We start from the raw sequence: 20,471 nt of genomic DNA on the forward strand, positions 1-20,471 counted from the left end.
CGGGATGGCTTGTCCGTTTATCCTGTTTTCCATAAACACCAACCCTTGCATAACAAAAACAGGAATTCGGAGAATCGGATGAACAAGATTTTCTCGCTCGCCCCCGTCGGTGCCGCCCTGTGTGTCGCGCAGTTGTTCGTCCTTGGGCTCGCGCATGCCGCGCCCGACGTCACGACCGAGACGCGGCCCGTCGATGCCCGCGTCGTGCGGGTCAAGGTCGACGGCGCCGTCGACCTGAAGATCCGCCAGGGCAGCACGCCGGCCCTGACGCTCACGGGCGAATCGCGCTACCTGGAACGCACGATGACGTCGCAGAACGGCGACACGCTGAACATCGACACGGACATCCGCGGCCACGTGCGCAGCGGCTCGCTTCATGCGGAACTGGTGCTGCCCGCGTTGCGGGCCGTGACGTCGGAGAGCCTCGGATCGACGGACATTTCCGGCTTTTCCGGCGACGAGCTGGAACTGACCCTGGATGGCGCGGGCTCGATGAAGATCGCGTGCAATTACCGCCTCGTGCGGGCGAGCCTGGGCGGCATCGGCAGCATGCAGATGCAGGGCCTGAACGGGGAGGGTGTCGAACTGAACCTGCAGGGTGCGGGGTACATCTCGCTGGCGGGGCGCGCGAAATGGCTGAAGGCCGACCTCGGCGGCCTGGGCAACCTGGACGCGCAGCAGTGTAACGCGGACTCCGTCGATATCGACTTGTCCGGCCTCGGCAACGCGCGCGTGACGGCGCGCCAGAACGCGAACCTGAACCTGTCCGGCATGGGTTCCGTCACGGTGTACGGCAAGCCCCAGAACCGCAAGGTCGCGGTTGACGGGTTGGGGAAAGTGAGCTGGAAGTAAAAGAAGATTTATCTCGAAGCAAAAGAACAAAGAGGCGAGGCCTCACGAATCCGAACGAGACAATGAGAAAACTGACCGTTGCGATCCTGTTCGCGCTGGGCCTGCACGGTAGTGCGATGGCGGGCCTCGCGGAGGGCGCCAATGCCTACAATGCCCGCAACTACGCGCTGGCCCTGAAGGAAATCACCCCGCTTGCCAAGGCCGGCAACGCGGACGCGGAGCATTTGCTGGGCCTGATGTACTACATGGGCCGCGGCGTGCCGCGCGACTACAAGCAGGCGTTCGCCTGGCACTACAAGGCAGCCGTGCAGGGCAAGGTCGATGCGCAATACGTGATCGGCGCGATGTACTACACGGGTAATTCCGTGCCCCAGGACCAGAAACTGGCCGTGCAATGGTTCCGCAAGGCCGCCGAGCAGGGCCATCCGGACGCCCAGCACGCGCTTGCGCTGATGTACCGCTACCACGTGGCGGGGATGCCGCAAGACCTCGTCCTCGCCTACATGTTGTGCAACCTGGCGGCCGCCAACGGGCATCGCAATGCCATCGAGCAGCGCGCCTCGCTCGTCAAACAGATGAGCCAGGAGCAGATCGACGAAGCGCAGGCGATGTCGCGCAACTGGAAGCCTGGAACGCCGCTGCCGACGCAGTCCCGCACGGGCGGCAGCGGTTCCTGAACGGTCAAGTTACCTTCTGATGTAAGGACGATGCCGACCCGGGTATGAGGCATCGTCCTACGCGCACATGGCGAATCCTTGGTGTCCTGCCCGCCTTTGCGGGACTACGATGAGAACCCCTCAAGCAGTTTTCACGAGCTGTACGACAACTCATCCATTGGAGGCAATCATGGCAAACCAAGGCAACAATCAAGGCGGCAACAAGGGCAACAACCAGAGCGGCGACACCAGCAACCGCGGTTTCGCATCGATGGACCCGCAGAAGCAGCGTGAAATCGCCTCGGAAGGCGGCAAGGCTGCACACGCTTCCGGCAATGCCCACGAGTTCACGTCGGAAGAGGCACGCCGTGCCGGCTCGATGAGCCACAAGAACGACGGCGGCAGCCAGCAGAGCCAGGGTGGCGGCAGCCAGCAAAGTGGTAATCAATCCAGCGGCGGCACCCGCGGCGGCACGCCGGAGCAGCACGCCAAGGCAGGCTCGCAGAGCCACAAGAACGACAAGAAGTGATGTGACGCGTGAACGCCCGGGCGGAACGCGTGTGCCGGCGCCGCCGGTGACGTCGCATACTGCCTGACGTTCTGTATCACACATACGACGTTCCCGACACCGCCAGCCCTTCGAGGCTGGCGGTGTCGTTTCGTGCGTCCGGTCGACTACTACACGATCCGTGAGCTCAGCAGTAAATTTACTACATTTTCTCGATAAATGAGCATTTTCTTGCTCATTGTTAGCGATAGCAGCCATTTTGTGGCGCGGCATGCTTGGGTGATCCGGCCCGATGGAGTACCATTGCTCATCATTTAACTAGGGTATGCCATGCGTGCAATAGAAATTGTCCAACCTGGCGGACCGGAGGTGCTCAAGCTGTGCGAGCGCCCGGTGCCGCAATTGAAACCGGGTGAGGTGCTCATCCGCGTCCACGCGGCCGGAATCAACCGGCCCGACGTGTTCCAGCGGCTGGGCCAGTATCCGGTGCCGCCCGGCGCGTCCGATCTGCCGGGCCTTGAAGTGGCCGGCGAGATCGTCGACGGCGATCTGTCCGGTAGCGGATTCGAGAAAGGCGACCTCGTCTGCGCCCTCGTGCAGGGCGGCGGCTATGCCGAGTACTGCGCGGCGCCGCTCGCGCAATGCCTGCCGGTGCCGCAAGGCTTGAGCCCCCTCGAGGCGGCCGCGTTGCCGGAGACGTTCTTCACCGTGTGGAGCAACGTGTTCCAGCGCGGCGCGCTGGGCGAGAGCGAGACGCTGCTCGTCCAGGGCGGCAGCTCCGGTATCGGCACCACGGCGATCCAGCTGGCGAAGGCGCTGGGCCACCGCGTGTTCGCGACGGCCGGCAGTGCCGACAAATGCCGCGCGTGCGAAGACCTGGGCGCCGAGCGGGCGATCAACTACAAGACCGAGGACTTCGCGCCCATCGTCAAGGAACTGACGGGCGGGAGGGGCGTCGACGTCGTGCTCGACATGGTCGGCGGCGACTATGTGGCGCGCGAGGTCTCGTGCCTCGCGGACGACGGCCGCATCGTCATCATCGCCCTGCTGGGCGGGGCGAAGGCGAACGTCGACCTGGGCCAGGTGCTACGTCGCCGCCTGACGATCACGGGCTCCACCTTGCGTCCGCGTCCGGTGGCCTTCAAGGCGCAGATCGCACGCGAGCTGCGCGAGCGGGTGTGGCCGCTGCTGGCAGCCGGCCACATCAAACCCGTCATCTACCAGACCTTCCCGCTCGAAGAAGCGGCCGCCGCGCACGCACTGATGGAAAGCAGCGCACACGTCGGCAAGATCATGCTGCGTGTCGCCGAACACTGAAAAAATACAATGAATAATTCACTGAACCACCATGCCCGGCCCGGTTTGACCGGTTTTTCAACGCCCGTTACAATAACGGGTTATTTGACCGTGAGGTTGTAATGCGTGCCAAACTCATCGTAGGCAACTGGAAGATGAATGGCAGCCGAGCGGCCAATGAAGCCCTGCTGAAGGGGATCGTCGCCGGTATCGGCGATGCGCAAGCATCCTGTGCGGTCTGTGTGCCGACGCCGTTCCTGCAGCAGTGCGAGGATGTGCTGACCGGTACGCCGCTCGCGTGGGGCGCGCAGGACGTCTCGATGCACGAGTTCGGCGCGTACACCGGTGAAGTGTGCGCAAAGATGCTGACCGAGTTCGGTTGCCGCTACGTGATCGTCGGTCACTCCGAGCGCCGCGCCTACCACCGCGAGGACAGTGCGCTGGTGGCGAAGAAGGCGGTGGCGGTGCTGGGCGAGGGCATGACCCCGATCGTGTGCGTCGGCGAAACGCTGGAGCAGCGCGAAGCGGGCGAGACGGCGCAGGTGGTCGGCGCCCAGCTCGACGCGGTGCTGGAGGCGCTCGACGCGGCATCGGTGGCGAAGATCGTCGTGGCCTATGAACCCGTGTGGGCCATCGGCACCGGCAGGAACGCGACGCCGGCGATGGCGCAGGAAGTGCATGCGCAATTGCGCGCGCAACTGAAGGCGCGCAGCGGCGAAGCGGCGGACATCGTGCCGATCCTGTATGGCGGCAGCATGAAGCCGGAGAATGCGAAGGATCTGCTGGCCCAGCCGGATATCGATGGCGGGCTGATCGGCGGCGCGGCCTTGAAGGCGGAAGATTTTCTTGCCATCATTCGCGCAGCTTGAATATACCGGGTTGGAATTCCAGTCCGGGTACTAAAAACCGTCGTTCCCGCGCAGGCGGGATAGCGCCACTGGCGCTATCCCCCCAAGTTTCGGGCGCTGTCGTAACGCTTGAAAAATTGGGCCCCTGCCTTCGCAGGGGCGACGTAGTGGCAAAGTTTTTTGCAAACGTAGTCAACCTTGGAATGGAATAAACAATGAACGTGTTGTTCAATCTGATCGTCGTCGTACAGGTCGTCTCCGCGCTGGCCATCATCGGTCTCGTGCTCGTCCAGCACGGCAAGGGTGCCGACATGGGCGCCGCCTTCGGTTCCGGCGCGTCCGGCAGCCTGTTCGGTGCCAGCGGTTCGTCGAACTTCCTGTCGAAATCGACGGCCGTCGCCGCCGCGGTCTTCTTCGCGTCGACGCTGGGCCTGGCGTACTTCGGCACCAACCGTCCGCACGCGAGTGTCGGCGGCGGCGTGATGGAACACGCGACGGTCCCGGCGGCCAAGGTCCCGGCCGGCGCAGGCGATGCCGTCCCGACGACCGCACCGGTCCCGGCCCCGGCAGCACCCGCACCGTCCGCCACGCAGGACGTGCCGGGTGTCGCCACGCCTGCAGCACCTGCAGCACCGGCACCCGCGCCCGCCAAGTAATTTTGCGGCGCGGCCACTTCCTGCAAGCGCGAGCAGGGTGGTGTAACATTCTGCGGGCTTCGGTCCGCCAGCGCCGGCGACCGGACTCTCAACTCGGTTCGCCGTAAACACGGGTTTTAAAAAAGTTGAGAAAAAGAGTATTTTTTCTTGGTTTAGCGCAATTTGAGCATTGAAAAATGCTGCTAAGTCAGAGTAGAATACTGGTCTCCAGCCGACGTGGTGAAATTGGTAGACACGCTATCTTGAGGGGGTAGTGGCGCAAGCTGTGCGAGTTCGAGTCTCGCCGTCGGCACCAAGATACAAGAAGCCAGCTAGGGCGCATGAGCTTCCGCTCGTTAGCACTAGCTGGCTTTTTTACGAGGATCTGTCGGAGGCTTTGAAGAACCGTCCCCTGCGGCGGCCCTTCTGGCCCGAGAAGCCCGGTCGTACGAACGTGCGGCGAGCCTCGAAGGTCGGGATCGGCAACGCGGAACAGGTGATTGAGAGTCTCCAGTCGTACGATCCTGGTGTAGGCCAATAGCCAGGATTGCGCGATGCGGTACTGCAGCCCCTGCAGTGTTTTTTCAACCGATCGTTCAACTAAGGCTTCATCGTGAACCTCGAGAACTACTTCCCCGTCTTACTCTTCATCGTGATCGGCACCGTCGTCGGCGTCGCATCCCAGGTGTTGGGCCGTGTCGTCGGTCCGCATCGCCCCGACCCCGCCAAGCTCTCTCCGTATGAATGCGGCTTCGAAGCCTTCGAAGACGCGCGCATGAAGTTCGACGTCCGGTACTACCTGGTCGCGATCCTGTTTATTTTGTTTGATCTGGAAACGGCATTCTTCTTCCCGTGGGGCGTTTCGATGCGCGAACTGGGCCTGCCTGGATTCCTCACGATGATGGTCTTCATCGTCGAATTCGTCGTCGGGTTCTGGTACATCTGGAAGAAAGGTGCCCTTGATTGGGAATAAGCCATGGCTATTGAAGGCGTTTTAAACGAAGGTTTTGTCACTACCACAGCCGACAAACTGATCAACTGGGCGCGTACCGGGTCGATGTGGCCCATGACGTTCGGCCTGGCATGCTGTGCGGTCGAGATGATGCACGCGGGTGCCGCGCGCTATGACCTCGACCGTTTCGGCGTTGTGTTCCGCCCGTCGCCGCGCCAGTCCGACGTGATGATCGTGGCCGGTACCCTGTGCAACAAGATGGCGCCGGCACTGCGCAAGGTGTACGACCAGATGGCCGAGCCGCGCTGGGTCATCTCGATGGGCTCGTGCGCCAACGGCGGCGGCTACTACCACTACTCGTACTCCGTCGTGCGCGGCTGCGACCGCATCGTTCCGGTCGACGTCTATGTCCCGGGCTGCCCGCCGACCGCCGAGGCTCTGCTGTACGGCATCATCCAGCTCCAGAATAAGATCCAGCGCACCAATACCATCGCGCGATAATCCAAGCCGGTTTCAACCATGACGACAAAAATCGAAGCCCTCGAACTCGCCCTGAAGAATGCTCTGGGCGAGGGCGCTGCCATTACCGTGGCGCTGGGCGAAGTAACGGTAGTGGTGAAGGCCAGTGACTACCTGGCCTCCATGCAAAAGCTGCGCGATGATCCCGCGCTGCGTTTCCAGGAACTCGTCGACCTGTGCGGCGTCGACTACTCGTCCTACGGCGAAGGCACGTGGGACGGTTTGCGTTTCGCGGTCGTGTCGCACCTGCTGTCGATCGAGCACAACTGGCGTGTGCGCGTCCGCGTGTTCTGCCCGGACGACGACATGCCGCTGGTCGACTCCGTCACGAGCGTCTGGCGTAACGCCAACTGGTTCGAGCGTGAAGCGTTCGACCTGTTCGGCATCCTGTTCGAAGGCCACGGCGACCTGCGCCGCATCCTCACCGACTACGGCTTCATCGGCCACCCGTTCCGCAAGGACTTCCCGATCTCGGGCTATGTCGAGATGCGTTATGACCCCGAGCAGAAACGCGTGATCTACCAACCCGTGACGATCGAGCCGCGCGAGAACATTCCGCGCGTGATCCGCGAAGAAACCTACGGGATGAAATAATGGCTGAGCTTAAGAATTACACCCTGAACTTTGGTCCGCAGCACCCGGCAGCGCACGGCGTGCTGCGTCTCGTGCTGGAACTGGACGGCGAGGTCATCCAGCGTGCCGACCCCCACATCGGCCTGCTGCACCGCGGCACCGAGAAGCTGGCCGAGACCCGCACCTACCTGCAGTCCGTGCCGTACATGGACCGCCTCGACTACGTCTCGATGATGTGCAACGAGCACGGTTACGTGCTGGCCATCGAGAAGCTGCTGGGCATCGAAGTCCCGATCCGTGCGCAGTACATCCGCACGATGTTCGACGAGATCACGCGTATCCTGAACCACCTGATGTGGCTGGGCGCGCACGCGCTGGACATCGGTGCGATGGGTCCGTTCCTGTACGCGTTCCGCGACCGCGAAGACCTGTTCGACGTCTATGAAGCCGTGTCGGGCGCGCGCATGCACGCGGCCTACTACCGCCCGGGCGGCGTGTACCGCGACCTGCCGGACGTGATGCCGCGCCACCGCGAATCGCCGCTGCGCAGCAAGAAGGCCATCGACGAACTGAACGAAACCCGCCAGGGCTCCGTGCTCGACTTCATCGATTCGTTCACGAAGCGCTTCGACGGCTATGTCGACGAATACGAGACCCTGCTGACCGACAACCGTATCTGGAAACAGCGTACCGTCGGCATCGGCGTCGTGACGCCGGAAGACGCGATGGGCATGGGCTTCTCGGGCCCGATGCTGCGCGGCTCGGGCATCGCCTGGGACCTGCGCAAGGTGCAGCCGTACGCGGCCTACGACAAGGTGGACTTCGACGTCCCGGTCGGCACCAACGGCGACTCGTACGACCGTTACCTCGTGCGCATCGAGGAGCTGCGCCAGTCGAACCGCATCATCAAGCAATGCATCGCCTGGCTGCGCGCCAACCCGGGCCCGGTCATGACGAACAACCACAAGGTCGCCCCGCCGTCGCGCGTGGACATGAAGACCAACATGGAATCGCTGATCCACCACTTCAAGCTGTTCACCGAAGGCTTCCACGTCCCGCCGGGCGAGGCCTACGCAGCGGTCGAACATCCGAAGGGCGAGTTCGGCATTTATATCGTCTCGGACGGCGCCAACAAGCCGTACCGCCTGAAGATCCGCACCCCGGACTATGTCCACCTGCAATCGCTCGACGAAATGGCGCGCGGTCACATGATCGCCGACGCCGTGACCATCATCGGTACGCAGGACATCGTGTTCGGCTCGATCGACCGATAAGAAGGGTAGAAAAGATTATGTTATCTGAGCAGTGCTTGAAAAAAATCGACCGCGAGTTGGCCAAGTATCCGGCCGACCAGCGTCAGTCGGCCGTGATGGCCTCGCTGGCCCACGCGCAAGTCGAAAAGGGCTGGCTGTCGCCGGAAACGATGCAGGAAGTGGCCGACTACATCGGCATGCCCGCCATCGCCGTCCAGGAAGTGGCCACCTTCTACAACATGTACAACATCAAGCCGGTCGGCAAGCACAAGATCACCGTGTGCACCAACCTGCCGTGCGCGCTGTCGGGCGGCGAGCGTGCCGCCCAGCGCATCAAGGATGCCCTGGGCATCAATTTCCGCGACACGACCGAAGACGGCCAGTTCACCCTGCTGGAAGGCGAGTGCATGGGCGCCTGCGGCGACGCGCCGGTCATGCTGGTGAATAACCACCGCATGTGCTCGTTCATGTCGGACGAGAAGATCGACGCCCTGCTGGAGGAACTGAACAAATGACCAGCCTGCACGACCGCCACATCAATCCGCTGATCCTGAAAGATCTGAACGGCGATAACTGGCACCTGGAAGACTACGTCAAGCGCGGCGGCTATTCCGCGCTGCGCCGCATCCTGGAAGAGAAGATCACGCCCGAGGCGATCATCGCCGACCTGAAAACGTCCGGCCTGCGCGGCCGCGGCGGCGCGGGCTTCCCGACCGGCCTGAAGTGGAGCTTCATGCCGCGCCAGTTCCCGGGCCAGAAATACCTCGTCTGCAACACCGACGAAGGCGAACCGGGCACGTTCAAGGACCGCGACATCATCCGCTACAACCCGCACGCGCTGATCGAAGGCATGGCCATCGGTGCGTACGCGATGGGCATCACCGTGGGCTACAACTACATCCACGGCGAGATCTTCCAGGAATACCTGCGCTTCGAAGAGGCGCTGGAAGAGGCGCGCGCCGCCGGCTTCCTGGGCGACAAGATCATGGGTTCGGAGTTCTCGTTCCAGTTGCACGCGCACCACGGCTACGGCGCCTACATCTGCGGCGAAGAAACCGCGCTGCTGGAATCGCTGGAAGGCAAGAAGGGCCAGCCGCGCTTCAAGCCGCCGTTCCCGGCCTCGTTCGGCCTGTACGGCAAGCCGACCACGATCAACAACACGGAAACGTTCGCAGCCGTCCCGTTCATCCTGAACATGGGCGCCGCCGAGTACATGGGACTGGGCAAGCCGAACAACGGCGGCACGAAGATCTTCTCGATCTCCGGTGACGTCGAGCGTCCGGGCAACTACGAAGTCCCGCTGGGCACCCCGTTCGCCAAGCTGATGGAACTGGCCGGCGGCATGCGTGGTGGCAAGAAGATCAAGGCCGTCATCCCGGGCGGTTCGTCGGCACCGGTCGTGCGCGGCGACGTCATGATGCAGACCGACCTGGACTACGACTCGATCGCCAAGGCCGGTTCGATGCTGGGTTCGGGCGCCGTGATCGTCATGGACGAGACCCGCTGCATGGTCAAGTCGCTGCTGCGCCTGTCGTACTTCTACTACGAAGAATCGTGCGGCCAGTGCACGCCGTGCCGTGAAGGTACGGGCTGGATGTACCGCATGGTCCACCGCATCGAACATGGCCAGGGTCGTCCGGAAGACATGGACATGCTGAACTCGATCGCCGACAACATCCAGGGCCGCACCATCTGCGCACTGGGCGATGCCGCCGCGATGCCGGTCCGCGCCATGATCAAGAACTTCCGCGAAGAATTTGAATATCACGTCGAGCACAAGCACTGCCTGGTGCCGACTTACCTCTAAACCGGGTCAGGTAACGATCAAATGGTTGAAATCGAATTAGACGGCAAGAAAGTCGAAGTCCCACCGGGTTCGATGGTGATGGACGCCGCAAACAAACTGGGAAGCTACATCCCGCACTTCTGCTACCACAAGAAGCTGTCCATCGCGGCCAACTGCCGCATGTGCCTCGTGGAAGTGGAAAAAGCGCCGAAGCCGCTGCCCGCCTGCGCCACCCCGGTGTCCCCGGGCATGATCGTGCGCACGCATAGCGACAAGGCCGTGCAGGCGCAGAAATCCGTCATGGAATTCCTGCTGATTAACCACCCGCTGGATTGCCCGATCTGCGACCAGGGCGGCGAATGCCAGCTGCAGGATCTGGCCGTCGGCTACGGCAAGGGCGAATCGCGCTACCAGGAAGAAAAGCGCGTGGTGGCACCGAAGGAAGCCGGCCCGCTGATCTCGATGGAAGAGATGAGCCGCTGCATCCAGTGCACCCGCTGCGTGCGCTTCGGCCAGGAAGTGGCCGGCGTGATGGAATTCGGCATGCTGGGCCGCGGCGAGCACTCGGAAATCACGACGTTCGTGGGCAAGTCGGTCGACTCGGAAGTGTCGGGCAACATGATCGACCTGTGCCCGGTCGGTGCGCTCACGTCGAAGCCGTTCCGCTACTCGGCACGTCCGTGGGAACTGCAGCGCCGCCGTTCGGTGTCGCCGCACGACTCGCTCGGCTCGAACCTGATCGTCCAGGTCAAGGGCGGCAAGGTCATGCGCGTGCTGCCGCTGGAAAACGAGAACATCAACGAGTGCTGGATCTCCGACAAGGACCGCTTCTCGTACGAAGCCCTCGACAACGCATCGCGCCTCACGCAGCCGATGATCAAGCAGGACGGCAAGTGGATCGAGACCGACTGGCAGACGGCGCTGGAATACGTCGCCCACGGCCTGCGCAACATCCGCCACGAACACGGCGCCGACAGCATCGCCGCCATCGGCACCGCGCACTCGACGGTCGAAGAACTGTTCCTGCTGCAGAAAGCCATGCGTGGCTTCGGCATCGAGAACGTCGACTTCCGCCTGCGCCAGACCGACTTCGCACTGGACGGTAAAGTCGTGCCGCACCTGGGCATGCCGATCGCCGAACTGTCGACCTTGTCGCGCGTGCTGGTCGTCGGCTCGTTCCTGCGCAAGGACCACCCGCTGGCCGCGACGCGCCTGCGCGCCGCCGTCAAGTCGGGCGCCAAGCTGTCGATCGTCCACGGCTCGGCCGACGACAACCTGATCCCGACCGCGAACCGTATCATCGCCGCACCGAGCGACTGGCTCGCAGCGCTGACGGAAATCGCCGTCGCCGTCGCTGCCGCCAAAGGCATCGCCGCACCGGCCGGTTTCGAGGGAGTCTCCGCCGGCGATGCCGCCAAGGCTGTCGCCGCGACGCTGGTCGTCGAGAATGCTGCCGACCTGCCGGGCGCTGTCCTGCTGGGCAATGCCGCGATGTACCACCCGCAGGCATCGAAGCTGCACGCGGTCGCCGAGTGGATCGCCGCCGAGACGGGCGCGAAGTTCGGTTACTTCGTCGACGCCGCCAACACGGTGGGCGGCTACCTGGTCAACGCGACGTCGAAGAACGCCGCGAACCTGTTCGCCCAGCCGAAGAAAGCGTACGTGCTGCTGAACGCGGAACCGGAACTGGATGCCGCCAACCCGGCACAAGCGATCAAGGCCCTGCGTGGCGCCGAGATGGTCGTCGCGATGTCCGCGTTCAAGCACGGCACCGACTACGCCGACGTGCTGCTGCCGATCTCGCCGTTCAGCGAGACCGCCGGTACGTTCGTCAACTGCGAAGGCCGCGCACAGAGCTTCAACGGCACCGTCAAGCCGCTGGGTGAAACCCGTCCGGCCTGGAAAGTGCTGCGCGTGCTGGGCAACCTGCTGGGCCTGCAAGGCTTCGACTACGAGAACTCGGAATCGATCCGCGACGAAGCTCTCGGCAAAGGCAACACGGACCTGTCCGCGAAGCTGAACAACGTCGCGAAGCTGGAACCGGCGGGCGCGTTCTTCGGCAATGGCGAGCAACTGGAACGCCTGGCCGACGTGCCGATCCACTTCGCCGACGCCGTCGCGCGCCGTTCCGAACCGCTGCTGCGCACGGCCGACGGCCAGGCGCCGCTGGCGACCATCTCGGCCGCGCTCGCTGAAAAGCTGGGCGTCGTCGCCGGCGACCAGGTCACGGTATCGCAAGGGCAGGGCAGCGTCGTCTTGAGCGCAAACATCGACTCACGCCTGCCGGCGAACGTCGTGCGCGTCGCGGCCGCCCACGAATCGACTTCGGTACTGGGCGACATGTTCGGTCCGATCAACGTAGCTAAAGCATAAAAGCAGGGGAGCCCAAGCAAAATGTCGGTACCTGACATGATCAACAACCTGAACAGCAGCGGCGCGAGCCTGCTCGGCACGACGGCATGGCCGCTCGTGTGGACGCTGCTGAAAATCGTCGTCGTCCTGCTGCCGCTGATGGGCCTCGTGGCCTATCTCGTGCTGTGGGAGCGCAAGCTGATCGGCTGGATTCACATCCGTATCGGCCCGAACCGCGTGGGCCCCGGCGGCCTGCTGCAGCCGATCTCGGACGCCCTGAAGCTGCTGCTGAAGGAAATCGTGATCCCGGCGAAAGCCACCGCGAGCCTGTTCGTGATCGGCCCGCTGATGACCATCATGCCGGCACTGGCCGCATGGTCGGTCATTCCGTTCGGCCCGCAAGCCGCACTCGCCAACGTGAACGCCGGCCTGCTGCTGCTGCTGGCGATCACGTCGATGGAGGTGTACGGCATCATCATCGCCGGCTGGTCGGCCAACTCGAAGTACTCGTTCATGGGCGCGATGCGCGCATCGGCGCAGATGATCTCGTACGAAATCCCGATGGGCTTCGTGATGGTCGTCGTGCTGATGGTGTCGGGTTCGCTGAACTTCTCGGACATCGTCACGAGCCAGGAGCGCGGCATGTTCGCTGCCCACGGCGTGAACTTCCTGTCGTGGAACTGGCTGCCCCTGCTGCCGCTGTTCATCATCTACATCACGTCCGGCCTGGCCGAGTGCAACCGCCACCCGTTCGACGTGGTGGAAGGCGAATCGGAAATCGTGGCCGGCCACATGGTCGAATACTCGGGCATGTCGTACGCGATGTTCATGCTGGCCGAATACGCCAACATGATCCTCGTCGGCACGCTGGCATCGATCATGTTCCTGGGCGGCTGGTCCGCACCGTTCTCGTTCCTGGAATTCGGCGCCGTCGGCGGCTTCTTCTGGCTGTTCGCGAAGATGTTCCTGATCGTCTCGCTGTTCATCTGGGTCCGCGGCACGTTCCCGCGCTACCGCTATGACCAGATCATGCGTCTCGGCTGGAAAGTGTTCATTCCGCTGACCCTGATCTGGCTGGTGCTGGTGGCTGGCTGGATGCAGACGCCGTGGAACATCTGGAAGTAAGGAAGCACACAAAATGACACGAGTTAAAGAGATCCTCGGCAGCCTGATGCTGTCCGAGCTGATTAAAGGTCTGGCCCTGACCGGCAAGTACGCGTTCTCGCGCAAGATCACGGTCCAGTACCCGGAAGAAAAGACCCCCATCTCGCCGCGCTTCCGCGGCCTGCATGCGCTGCGCCGCTACCCGAACGGGGAAGAGCGCTGCATCGCGTGCAAGCTGTGCGAAGCCGTGTGCCCGGCGATGGCCATCACGATCGAATCGGCGCAGCGCGAAGACGGCACCCGCCGCACGACGCGCTACGACATCGACCTGACCAAGTGCATCTTCTGCGGCTTCTGCGAAGAGTCGTGCCCGGTGGATTCGATCGTCGAGACGCAAGTGCTGGAATACCACGGCGAAAAACGCGGCGACCTGTACTACACCAAGGAAATGCTGCTGGCCGTGGGCGATCGCTACGAGAACGACATCGCCGCCGCGCGCGAAGCCGATGCCAAGTACCGCTAACAATAAAAGGGCTCCTGCGTAACGTCATGGATTTCACAACTGTTCTGTTCTACGTCTTCTCGGCCGTGATGGTGCTGGCCGGGTTGCGCGTCATTACCGCCAAGAACCCGGTCCACGCCGCGCTGTTCCTGGTGCTCGCGTTCTTCAACGCTGCCGGTATCTGGATGCTGCTCAAGGCCGAGTTCCTGGCCATCGTGCTGGTACTGGTCTACGTCGGCGCCGTCATGGTGCTGTTCCTGTTCGTCGTGATGATGCTCGACATTAACATCGACCGCATGCGCGAAGGCTTCTGGGGCTACCTGCCGGTGGCGTCGGGCGTCGGCGCGCTGATCGTGCTGGAGATGGCCGCCGTGCTGTGGCGCGGCTTCCTGGGCCAGGGCGATGCGCCGGCCGAGGCGACCGTGGGTCACATCGGCGGCACGCATGAACTGGGCCGCCTGATCTACACCCAGTACATCTACGGTTTCGAGATCGCCGGCCTGATCCTGCTGGTCGCCATCATCGCCGCCGTGGCGCTGACCCTGCGCAAGCGCAAGGACACCAAAGCCATCGACCCGGGCCTCGCCGTCCGCGTCAAGCGTAACGACCGTCTGAAGATCGTCAAGATGCAGACGGTGAACCAGAAGGCGATCGACGATGCGGCAATCGCTGCCGCAGCTGCTGCCGCCGCTGCCAACAAGGAGGCGCAATGACTTTATCGCTCGCTCACTACCTGATCCTGGGCGCGATCCTGTTCGCGATCTCCGTGATCGGCATTTTCCTGAACCGGAAGAACATCATCATCCTGCTGATGGCCATCGAACTGATGCTGCTGGCGGTGAACCTGAACTTTGTGGCGTTCTCGCATTATCTGGGCGACGCGGCAGGGCAGATCTTCGTGTTCTTCATCCTGACTGTCGCGGCCGCCGAATCGGCGATCGGCCTGGCGATCCTGGTGGTCCTGTTCCGTAACCTGGACACGATCAACGTGGAAGACCTCGACAGCCTGAAGGGCTAAGCGGTTTGTCTGTCAACCTCCTGATAAATACACAAAAGGTTCAACATGGCGGGGCAAATTATTAACCCTAATCTCTTGCTGGCGGTGCCACTGGCGCCGCTCGCGGGCTCGGCGATCGCCGGCCTGCTCGGCACCAAGTTCTTCGGCAACGTGGTCGGCCGGGCCGTGTCGCACTCCGCGACCATCCTGGGCGTGTTCGTCGCCATGATCATCTCGATCATGACGCTGAACCAGGTCATCGACGGCGCCACGTTCAACGGCGACGTCTACACCTGGATGACGATCGGCACCATGAAAATGTCGGTCGGCTTCAAGATCGACGCGCTGTCCGCGATGATGATGTGCGTGGTCACGTCCGTCTCGCTGATGGTCCACATCTACACGATCGGCTACATGGCGGAAGACGACGGCTACAACCGCTTCTTCTCGTACATCTCGCTGTTCACGTTCTCGATGCTGATGCTGGTCATGTCCAACAACTTCCTGCAGCTGTTCTTCGGCTGGGAAGCGGTGGGCCTGGTCTCGTACCTGCTGATCGGCTTCTGGTACACGCGTCCGACCGCGATCTTCGCGAACATGAAGGCGTTCCTCGTGAACCGCGTCGGCGACTTCGGCTTCATCCTCGGCATCGGCCTGCTGCTGGCCGCCACCGGCACGATGAACTACGACGAGACGTTCGCCAAGGCGGACGCGCTGTCGGCCATGGTCGTGCCGGGCACGACCTGGCCGCTGCTGACGGCTGCCTGCATCTGCCTGTTCATCGGCGCGATGGGTAAATCGGCGCAGTTCCCGCTGCACGTGTGGCTGCCGGACTCGATGGAAGGCCCGACCCCGATCTCGGCACTGATCCACGCCGCGACGATGGTTACCGCCGGCATCTTCATGGTGTCGCGCATGTCGCCGCTGTTCGAACTGTCGGATACGGCACTGTCGTTCATCGTGATCATCGGCTCGATCACCGCGCTGTTCATGGGTTTCCTGGGCATCATCCAGAACGACATCAAGCGCGTCGTCGCGTACTCCACGCTGTCGCAGCTGGGCTACATGACGGTCGCACTGGGCGTGTCGGCATACAACGTCGCCGTGTTCCACCTGATGACCCACGCGTTCTTCAAGGCGCTGCTGTTCCTCGGTGCCGGTTCCGTCATCATCGGCATGCACCACGACCAGGACATGCGCAACATGGGCGGCCTGCGCAAGTACATGCCGATCACGTGGATCACGTCGCTGCTGGGTTCGCTGGCACTGATCGGTACGCCGTTCTTCTCGGGCTTCTACTCGAAGGACTCGATCATCGAAGCCGTTGGTGCCTCGCACCTGTGGGGTTCGGGCTTCGCGTACTTCGCGGTCGTCGCCGGCGTGTTCATCACGGCGTTCTACTCGTTCCGCATGTACTTCCTCGTGTTCCACGGTAAAGAGCGCTTCGGCCAGGCCCATGCCCATGACGATCATGCTCACGCGCACCACGATGATCATGCACACAACGGCGAAGGCAAGGACCCGACCGCGCTGCACGAGGCCACTGCCCACCACGAAGAAGACGAGGACGATCACGGCCACCACGGCCTGGCCCCGGGCCAGAAGCCGCACGAGTCGCCGCTGGTCGTGACGCTGCCGCTGATCCTGCTGGCGATCCCGTCCGTCATCATCGGCTTCTTCACGATCGGCCCGATGCTGTTCGGCGACTTCTTCAAGAACGTCATCTACATCAATGCGGAACGCCACCCGGCGATGGAAGAACTGGCGCACGAGTTCCACAGCGCCGCCGCGATGGGCGTGCATTCGTTCACGTCGCTGCCGTTCATCCTGGCACTGGCCGGCGTCGTCGCCGCGTTCTACTGCTACATGATCAATCCGCGCGTGCCGGCCGCTTTCTACAAAGCGCTGCGTCCGATCCACACGCTGCTGGACAACAAGTACTACATGGACAAGTTCAACGAAGTCGTGTTCGCCGGTGGCGCACGCCTGCTGGGCAAGGGCCTGTGGCAGGTGGGCGACCGCGCGCTGATCGACGGCCTCGTCGTCAACGGTTCCGCGAAGCTCGTGGGCTGGTTCTCGACCATCGTCCGCACGTTCCAGACTGGTTACATCTACCACTATGCGTTCGTGATGATCCTGGGCGTGCTGGGTACGCTGCTGTACTTCTTCCCGTTCTGGCACGCTTAAAAGAGAGAAAAACAAGATGCAGTCTATTTCGACCTTTCCTCCTTACCTGAGCCTGTCCGTCTGGCTGCCGATTTTGTGCGGCGTCATCGTGCTGGCCGTCGGTCGCGACAGCCGCGCGGGTTTCACCCGCCTGCTGGCGCTGGCCGGTTCGATCATCAGCTTTTTGCCGACGATCCCGTTGTTCACGCAGTTCAGCAACACGGCCCACGGCCCGCAGTTCGTGGAAAAAGCGGCCTGGATCGAGCGCTTCAACATCCAGTACTACCTGGGCATTGACGGCCTGAGCCTGTGGTTCGTGCCGCTGACCGCGTTCATCACGATCATCGTGGTGATCTCGGCCTGGGAAGTGATCCAGGAACGCGTGGCCCAGTACATGGGTTCGTTCCTGCTGCTGTCGGGCCTGATGATCGGCGTGTTCGTCGCGCTGGACGGCCTGCTGTTCTACTTCTTCTTCGAAGCCACGCTGATCCCGATGTTCATCATCATCGGCGTGTTCGGCGGCCCGAACCGCGTGTACGCGTCGTTCAAGTTTTTCCTGTACACGTTCATGGGCTCGCTGCTGACGCTGATCGCGATCATCTACCTGTACAACAAATCGAACGGCAGCTTCGACATCCTGGCATGGCACAACCTGCCGCTGACGATGAAGGAGCAAGTCCTGATCTTCGTCGCGTTCCTGATGGCCTTCGCCGTCAAGGTGCCGATGTGGCCGGTGCACACCTGGCTGCCGGACGCCCACGTGGAAGCGCCGACCGGCGGTTCCGTCGTGCTGGCCGCGATCATGCTGAAGCTGGGCGGTTACGGCTTCCTGCGGTTCTCGCTGCCGATCGCGCCTGACGCATCGCACTACCTGGCCCCGCTGATCATCGTGCTGTCGCTGATCGCCGTGATCTACATCGGCCTGGTCGCGATGGTGCAGGTCGACATGAAGAAACTGGTCGCGTATTCGTCGATCGCCCACATGGGCTTCGTCACGCTCGGCTTCTTCATCTTCAACGAGATCGGCGTGCAGGGCGGTATCGTGCAGATGATCTCGCACGGCTTCGTGTCGGGCGCCATGTTCCTGTGCATCGGCGTGCTGTACGACCGCCTGCACTCGCGCCAGATCGCCGACTACGGTGGCGTCGTCAACGTGATGCCGAAGTTCGCCGCGTTCTCCGTGCTGTTCGCGATGGCCAACTGCGGCCTGCCGGCGACGTCGGGCTTCGTGGGCGAATTCATGGTCATCCTGGGCGCCGTCCAGTTCAACTTCTGGACCGGCCTGCTGGCCGCCACCGCCCTGATCCTGGGCGCGGCGTACTCGCTGTGGATGGTCAAGCGCGTCGTGTTCGGCAAGATCGGCAACAAGCACGTGGCCGAACTGACCGACCTGAACGGCCGCGAGTTCTTCATGCTGGGCGTGCTCGCGATCCTGACCATCTACATGGGCCTGTATCCGGCGCCGTTCACCGATGCGCTGCAAGTGTCGGTCACGGACCTGCTGCAGCACGTGTCGGTCAGCAAGCTGCCGCAGGCAGTCGCTGCGGTCGCCGCGCACTGAATAGAGGCACAAACAACGATATGAATCCGATGATTAACACCCAAGCCGTGCTGGCCGCCAACAACCTGGGGCCGGTCTCTGCAGAAATCTTCCTGGTCATCGCGTCCTGCGCCATCCTTCTGATCGACATGTTTCAGAAGGAAGGCAAGCGTACGCTGACCTACGTCCTGTCGCTGCTCACGCTGGTGGGCTGCGCAGTGATCACCTACGCCGACTTCCACGCCGGCACGACGACCTACACGTTCTACAACATGTTCGTGTCGGATCCGATGGCGAACCTGCTCAAGCTGTTCACCTACCTGGCCGTGGGCGTGACCCTCGTGTACTCGCGCCAGTACGCCGGCGAGCGCGGCATGATGTCCGGCAACATGGGCGGCGAGTTCTACGTGCTCGCGCTGTTCACGCTGCTGGGCCAGATGGTCATGATCTCCGGTAACAACATGCTGCCGATCTACCTGGGCCTGGAACTGATGTCGCTGTCGCTGTACGCGCTGGTGGCGATGCGCCGCGACCACGCGATCTCGACCGAAGCCTCGATGAAATACTTCATCCTGGGTTCGCTGGCATCGGGCTTCATGCTCTACGGTATCTCGATGATCTACGGCGCCACCGGTTCGCTGGACATCACGACGATCGCCAACCTGGTATCGAGCAACGCCGCCAACCACACGATCCTCGTGTTCGGCCTCGTGTTCGTCGTGGCCGGCTTGGCCTTCAAGCTGGGCGCCGTGCCGTTCCACATGTGGGTCCCGGACGTGTACCAGGGCTCGCCGACCGCCGTCACCTTGCTGCTGGGTGCCGCGCCGAAGCTGGCGTCGTTCGCAATGATGTTCCGCATTCTGGCTGAAGGCCTGCCGCGTCTGGCGATCGACTGGCAGCAGATGCTGCTGGCGCTGGCCGTGCTGTCGCTCGTGATCGGTAACCTGACCGCGATCGCGCAGACGAACCTGAAGCGCATGCTGGCGTACTCGACCATCGCACAGCTGGGCTTCGTCCTGCTGGGCATGATGTCCGGCGTGACCGGTCCCCGCGATGCCCTGAACTACGCCAACACCGCGACCGCCTACAGCGCATCGATGTACTACACGATCACCTACGTGCTGACCACGCTGGGCACCTTCGGCATCATCATGATGCTGGCGCGCTCGGGCCACGAAGCGGAAGAACTGGCCGACTTCAAGGGCCTGGCCAAGCGCAGCCCGTGGTACGCAGTCGTCATGACCGCCCTGATGTTCTCGCTGGCTGGCGTGCCGCCGATGATGGGCTTCATGGCCAAGTGGGCCGTGCTGGACGTCGTCGTCGGTTCGGGCCAGCTGTGGCTCGCGGTCATCGCCGTGGCCGCGTCGCTGATCGGTGCGTTCTACTACCTGCGCGTCGTGAAGGTCATGTGGTTCGACGAGGTGGCCGATGCGTCGCCGATCTCGACCCCGCTGGACATGCGCGTCGTGCTGTCGCTGAACGGCATCCTCGTCGTGATCCTGGGCGTGCTGCCGGGCCCGCTGCTGGCGGCCTGCCTGTCGGCCATGACCCTGACCCTGAAGTCCTAAGGCCACGGTGGACGTCTCCCTGGCCAGCTGGTTGGTGATCGCGGTCGCACTCGCGTTCGCCAACCTGCCGTTCCTCAACGAGAGCGTGCTCGGCTTCATTCCCGTGAAGCCGGCACTCAACAGGGCGCACGCGAAATATTTCGTCGTGCGCCTGCTCGAGTTGATCGTCCTGTACTTTGTCGTCGGCCTGCTGGCCCACGGCCTCGAATCCCGCATCGGCACCGCGTTTCCCCAGACCTGGGAGTTCTACGCGATCACCGCCTGCCTGTTCCTCGTGCTGGCCTTCCCGGGCTTCGTCCTGCGCTACCTCCGCAAACGCCGCGGCTGACCGCCGCGCGCGTCCCCGTGTGGAAAAGGTTGAACA

At 62.9% G+C, this 20,471-nt stretch carries 21 protein-coding genes and 1 tRNA gene; all 22 read left to right on the top strand.

The features are described from left to right. Positions 1 to 78: 78 nt before the first annotated feature. The 22 genes from P0M04_RS18075 to P0M04_RS18180 all read left to right on the top strand — a co-directional run bounded on the left by P0M04_RS18075 (position 79) and on the right by P0M04_RS18180 (position 20,435). Positions 79 to 852 carry a GIN domain-containing protein gene (locus P0M04_RS18075; protein WP_259447705.1) on the top strand — a complete coding sequence of 258 codons (774 nt, stop codon included), beginning with the start codon at positions 79 to 81 and terminating at the stop codon, positions 850 to 852. 62 nt (positions 853 to 914) lie between these two features. Beyond that, the gene (locus P0M04_RS18080) at positions 915 to 1,529 is read left to right on the top strand and encodes a tetratricopeptide repeat protein (RefSeq protein WP_259447704.1); all 615 of its coding nucleotides are present in this window, start codon (positions 915 to 917) and stop codon (positions 1,527 to 1,529) included. Positions 1,530 to 1,698: 169 nt separating this feature from the next. Continuing rightward, positions 1,699 to 2,037, top strand: coding sequence for a KGG domain-containing protein (locus tag P0M04_RS18085; protein WP_259447703.1), 339 nt, complete (start codon positions 1,699 to 1,701; stop codon positions 2,035 to 2,037). 309 nt (positions 2,038 to 2,346) lie between these two features. Then, on the top strand, positions 2,347 to 3,333 hold the full coding sequence (locus P0M04_RS18090; protein WP_259447702.1) for an NAD(P)H-quinone oxidoreductase: 987 nt from the start codon (positions 2,347 to 2,349) through the stop codon (positions 3,331 to 3,333). A gap of 101 nt (positions 3,334 to 3,434) precedes the next feature. Next, positions 3,435 to 4,181: a triose-phosphate isomerase gene (tpiA, locus tag P0M04_RS18095; RefSeq protein ID WP_259447701.1), complete on the top strand. Its 747-nt coding sequence runs from the start codon at positions 3,435 to 3,437 to the stop codon at positions 4,179 to 4,181. A gap of 194 nt (positions 4,182 to 4,375) precedes the next feature. Then, positions 4,376 to 4,816: a preprotein translocase subunit SecG gene (gene secG, locus P0M04_RS18100; protein ID WP_259447700.1), complete on the top strand. Its 441-nt coding sequence runs from the start codon at positions 4,376 to 4,378 to the stop codon at positions 4,814 to 4,816. Between the two features lie 210 nt (positions 4,817 to 5,026). Then, positions 5,027 to 5,111, top strand: a tRNA-Leu gene (locus tag P0M04_RS18105). Between the two features lie 297 nt (positions 5,112 to 5,408). Beyond that, entirely contained in the window at positions 5,409 to 5,768 is a 360-nt protein-coding gene (locus P0M04_RS18110) for an NADH-quinone oxidoreductase subunit A (protein ID WP_259447699.1), read from the top strand. Between the two features lie 3 nt (positions 5,769 to 5,771). After that, positions 5,772 to 6,248 (top strand): NuoB/complex I 20 kDa subunit family protein, encoded by a 477-nt coding sequence (locus tag P0M04_RS18115; RefSeq protein ID WP_036230641.1) that lies wholly within the window; start codon positions 5,772 to 5,774, stop codon positions 6,246 to 6,248. Positions 6,249 to 6,266: 18 nt separating this feature from the next. Beyond that, positions 6,267 to 6,860, top strand: coding sequence for an NADH-quinone oxidoreductase subunit C (locus tag P0M04_RS18120; protein WP_259447698.1), 594 nt, complete (start codon positions 6,267 to 6,269; stop codon positions 6,858 to 6,860). Then, positions 6,860 to 8,113 (top strand): NADH-quinone oxidoreductase subunit D, encoded by a 1,254-nt coding sequence (locus P0M04_RS18125; RefSeq protein WP_259447697.1) that lies wholly within the window; start codon positions 6,860 to 6,862, stop codon positions 8,111 to 8,113. The genes P0M04_RS18120 and P0M04_RS18125 overlap by 1 nt, the downstream gene beginning before the upstream one ends. A gap of 17 nt (positions 8,114 to 8,130) precedes the next feature. Beyond that, positions 8,131 to 8,607: an NADH-quinone oxidoreductase subunit NuoE gene (nuoE, locus tag P0M04_RS18130; RefSeq protein ID WP_259447696.1), complete on the top strand. Its 477-nt coding sequence runs from the start codon at positions 8,131 to 8,133 to the stop codon at positions 8,605 to 8,607. Next, a complete protein-coding gene (gene nuoF, locus P0M04_RS18135) occupies positions 8,604 to 9,899 on the top strand; it encodes an NADH-quinone oxidoreductase subunit NuoF (protein ID WP_259447695.1) in 1,296 nt (431 codons plus the stop codon). Before nuoE ends, nuoF begins: the two co-directional genes overlap by 4 nt. A 21-nt stretch (positions 9,900 to 9,920) precedes the next feature. Further along, complete coding sequence (gene nuoG, locus P0M04_RS18140) at positions 9,921 to 12,251, top strand: NADH-quinone oxidoreductase subunit NuoG (RefSeq protein ID WP_259447694.1); 2,331 nt, start codon at positions 9,921 to 9,923, stop codon at positions 12,249 to 12,251. A gap of 36 nt (positions 12,252 to 12,287) precedes the next feature. Further along, positions 12,288 to 13,355, top strand: coding sequence for an NADH-quinone oxidoreductase subunit NuoH (gene nuoH / locus P0M04_RS18145; protein WP_371877227.1), 1,068 nt, complete (start codon positions 12,288 to 12,290; stop codon positions 13,353 to 13,355). 13 nt (positions 13,356 to 13,368) lie between these two features. Further along, on the top strand, positions 13,369 to 13,857 hold the full coding sequence (gene nuoI, locus P0M04_RS18150; RefSeq protein ID WP_029757430.1) for an NADH-quinone oxidoreductase subunit NuoI: 489 nt from the start codon (positions 13,369 to 13,371) through the stop codon (positions 13,855 to 13,857). A gap of 26 nt (positions 13,858 to 13,883) precedes the next feature. After that, entirely contained in the window at positions 13,884 to 14,549 is a 666-nt protein-coding gene (locus P0M04_RS18155; RefSeq protein WP_259447692.1) for an NADH-quinone oxidoreductase subunit J, read from the top strand. Next, a complete protein-coding gene (nuoK, locus tag P0M04_RS18160; protein WP_029757428.1) occupies positions 14,546 to 14,854 on the top strand; it encodes an NADH-quinone oxidoreductase subunit NuoK in 309 nt (102 codons plus the stop codon). The genes P0M04_RS18155 and nuoK overlap by 4 nt, the downstream gene beginning before the upstream one ends. A gap of 45 nt (positions 14,855 to 14,899) precedes the next feature. After that, positions 14,900 to 17,020, top strand: a complete 2,121-nt coding sequence (gene nuoL / locus P0M04_RS18165) for an NADH-quinone oxidoreductase subunit L (protein WP_259447691.1) — start codon at positions 14,900 to 14,902, stop codon at positions 17,018 to 17,020. A 16-nt stretch (positions 17,021 to 17,036) separates the two neighbouring features. Next, on the top strand, positions 17,037 to 18,560 hold the full coding sequence (locus P0M04_RS18170; RefSeq protein WP_259447690.1) for an NADH-quinone oxidoreductase subunit M: 1,524 nt from the start codon (positions 17,037 to 17,039) through the stop codon (positions 18,558 to 18,560). A gap of 20 nt (positions 18,561 to 18,580) precedes the next feature. Further along, positions 18,581 to 20,107, top strand: coding sequence for an NADH-quinone oxidoreductase subunit NuoN (nuoN, locus tag P0M04_RS18175; protein ID WP_259447689.1), 1,527 nt, complete (start codon positions 18,581 to 18,583; stop codon positions 20,105 to 20,107). A 7-nt stretch (positions 20,108 to 20,114) separates the two neighbouring features. After that, entirely contained in the window at positions 20,115 to 20,435 is a 321-nt protein-coding gene (locus P0M04_RS18180) for a DUF2818 family protein (protein WP_259447688.1), read from the top strand. Positions 20,436 to 20,471: the final 36 nt, after the last annotated feature.

Source organism: Telluria mixta (assembly GCF_029223865.1).
Classification (GTDB): domain Bacteria; phylum Pseudomonadota; class Gammaproteobacteria; order Burkholderiales; family Burkholderiaceae_D; genus Telluria; species Telluria mixta.

What these genes read in the sequence shown, in the direction of transcription:
- P0M04_RS18155 (WP_259447692.1), top strand. Translation starts at nt 13,884, where the DNA reads ATGGATTTCACAACTGTTCTGTTCTACGTCTTCTCGGCCGTGATGGTG.
- secG (WP_259447700.1), top strand. Translation starts at nt 4,376, where the DNA reads ATGAACGTGTTGTTCAATCTGATCGTCGTCGTACAGGTCGTCTCCGCG.
- nuoI (WP_029757430.1), top strand. Translation starts at nt 13,369, where the DNA reads ATGACACGAGTTAAAGAGATCCTCGGCAGCCTGATGCTGTCCGAGCTG.
- nuoK (WP_029757428.1), top strand. Translation starts at nt 14,546, where the DNA reads ATGACTTTATCGCTCGCTCACTACCTGATCCTGGGCGCGATCCTGTTC.
- nuoF (WP_259447695.1), top strand. Translation starts at nt 8,604, where the DNA reads ATGACCAGCCTGCACGACCGCCACATCAATCCGCTGATCCTGAAAGAT.
- nuoG (WP_259447694.1), top strand. Translation starts at nt 9,921, where the DNA reads ATGGTTGAAATCGAATTAGACGGCAAGAAAGTCGAAGTCCCACCGGGT.
- nuoL (WP_259447691.1), top strand. Translation starts at nt 14,900, where the DNA reads ATGGCGGGGCAAATTATTAACCCTAATCTCTTGCTGGCGGTGCCACTG.
- P0M04_RS18125 (WP_259447697.1), top strand. Translation starts at nt 6,860, where the DNA reads ATGGCTGAGCTTAAGAATTACACCCTGAACTTTGGTCCGCAGCACCCG.
- P0M04_RS18090 (WP_259447702.1), top strand. Translation starts at nt 2,347, where the DNA reads ATGCGTGCAATAGAAATTGTCCAACCTGGCGGACCGGAGGTGCTCAAG.
- nuoH (WP_371877227.1), top strand. Translation starts at nt 12,288, where the DNA reads ATGATCAACAACCTGAACAGCAGCGGCGCGAGCCTGCTCGGCACGACG.
- P0M04_RS18115 (WP_036230641.1), top strand. Translation starts at nt 5,772, where the DNA reads ATGGCTATTGAAGGCGTTTTAAACGAAGGTTTTGTCACTACCACAGCC.
- P0M04_RS18120 (WP_259447698.1), top strand. Translation starts at nt 6,267, where the DNA reads ATGACGACAAAAATCGAAGCCCTCGAACTCGCCCTGAAGAATGCTCTG.
- P0M04_RS18075 (WP_259447705.1), top strand. Translation starts at nt 79, where the DNA reads ATGAACAAGATTTTCTCGCTCGCCCCCGTCGGTGCCGCCCTGTGTGTC.
- nuoN (WP_259447689.1), top strand. Translation starts at nt 18,581, where the DNA reads ATGAATCCGATGATTAACACCCAAGCCGTGCTGGCCGCCAACAACCTG.
- P0M04_RS18080 (WP_259447704.1), top strand. Translation starts at nt 915, where the DNA reads ATGAGAAAACTGACCGTTGCGATCCTGTTCGCGCTGGGCCTGCACGGT.
- P0M04_RS18085 (WP_259447703.1), top strand. Translation starts at nt 1,699, where the DNA reads ATGGCAAACCAAGGCAACAATCAAGGCGGCAACAAGGGCAACAACCAG.
- nuoE (WP_259447696.1), top strand. Translation starts at nt 8,131, where the DNA reads ATGTTATCTGAGCAGTGCTTGAAAAAAATCGACCGCGAGTTGGCCAAG.
- P0M04_RS18170 (WP_259447690.1), top strand. Translation starts at nt 17,037, where the DNA reads ATGCAGTCTATTTCGACCTTTCCTCCTTACCTGAGCCTGTCCGTCTGG.
- tpiA (WP_259447701.1), top strand. Translation starts at nt 3,435, where the DNA reads ATGCGTGCCAAACTCATCGTAGGCAACTGGAAGATGAATGGCAGCCGA.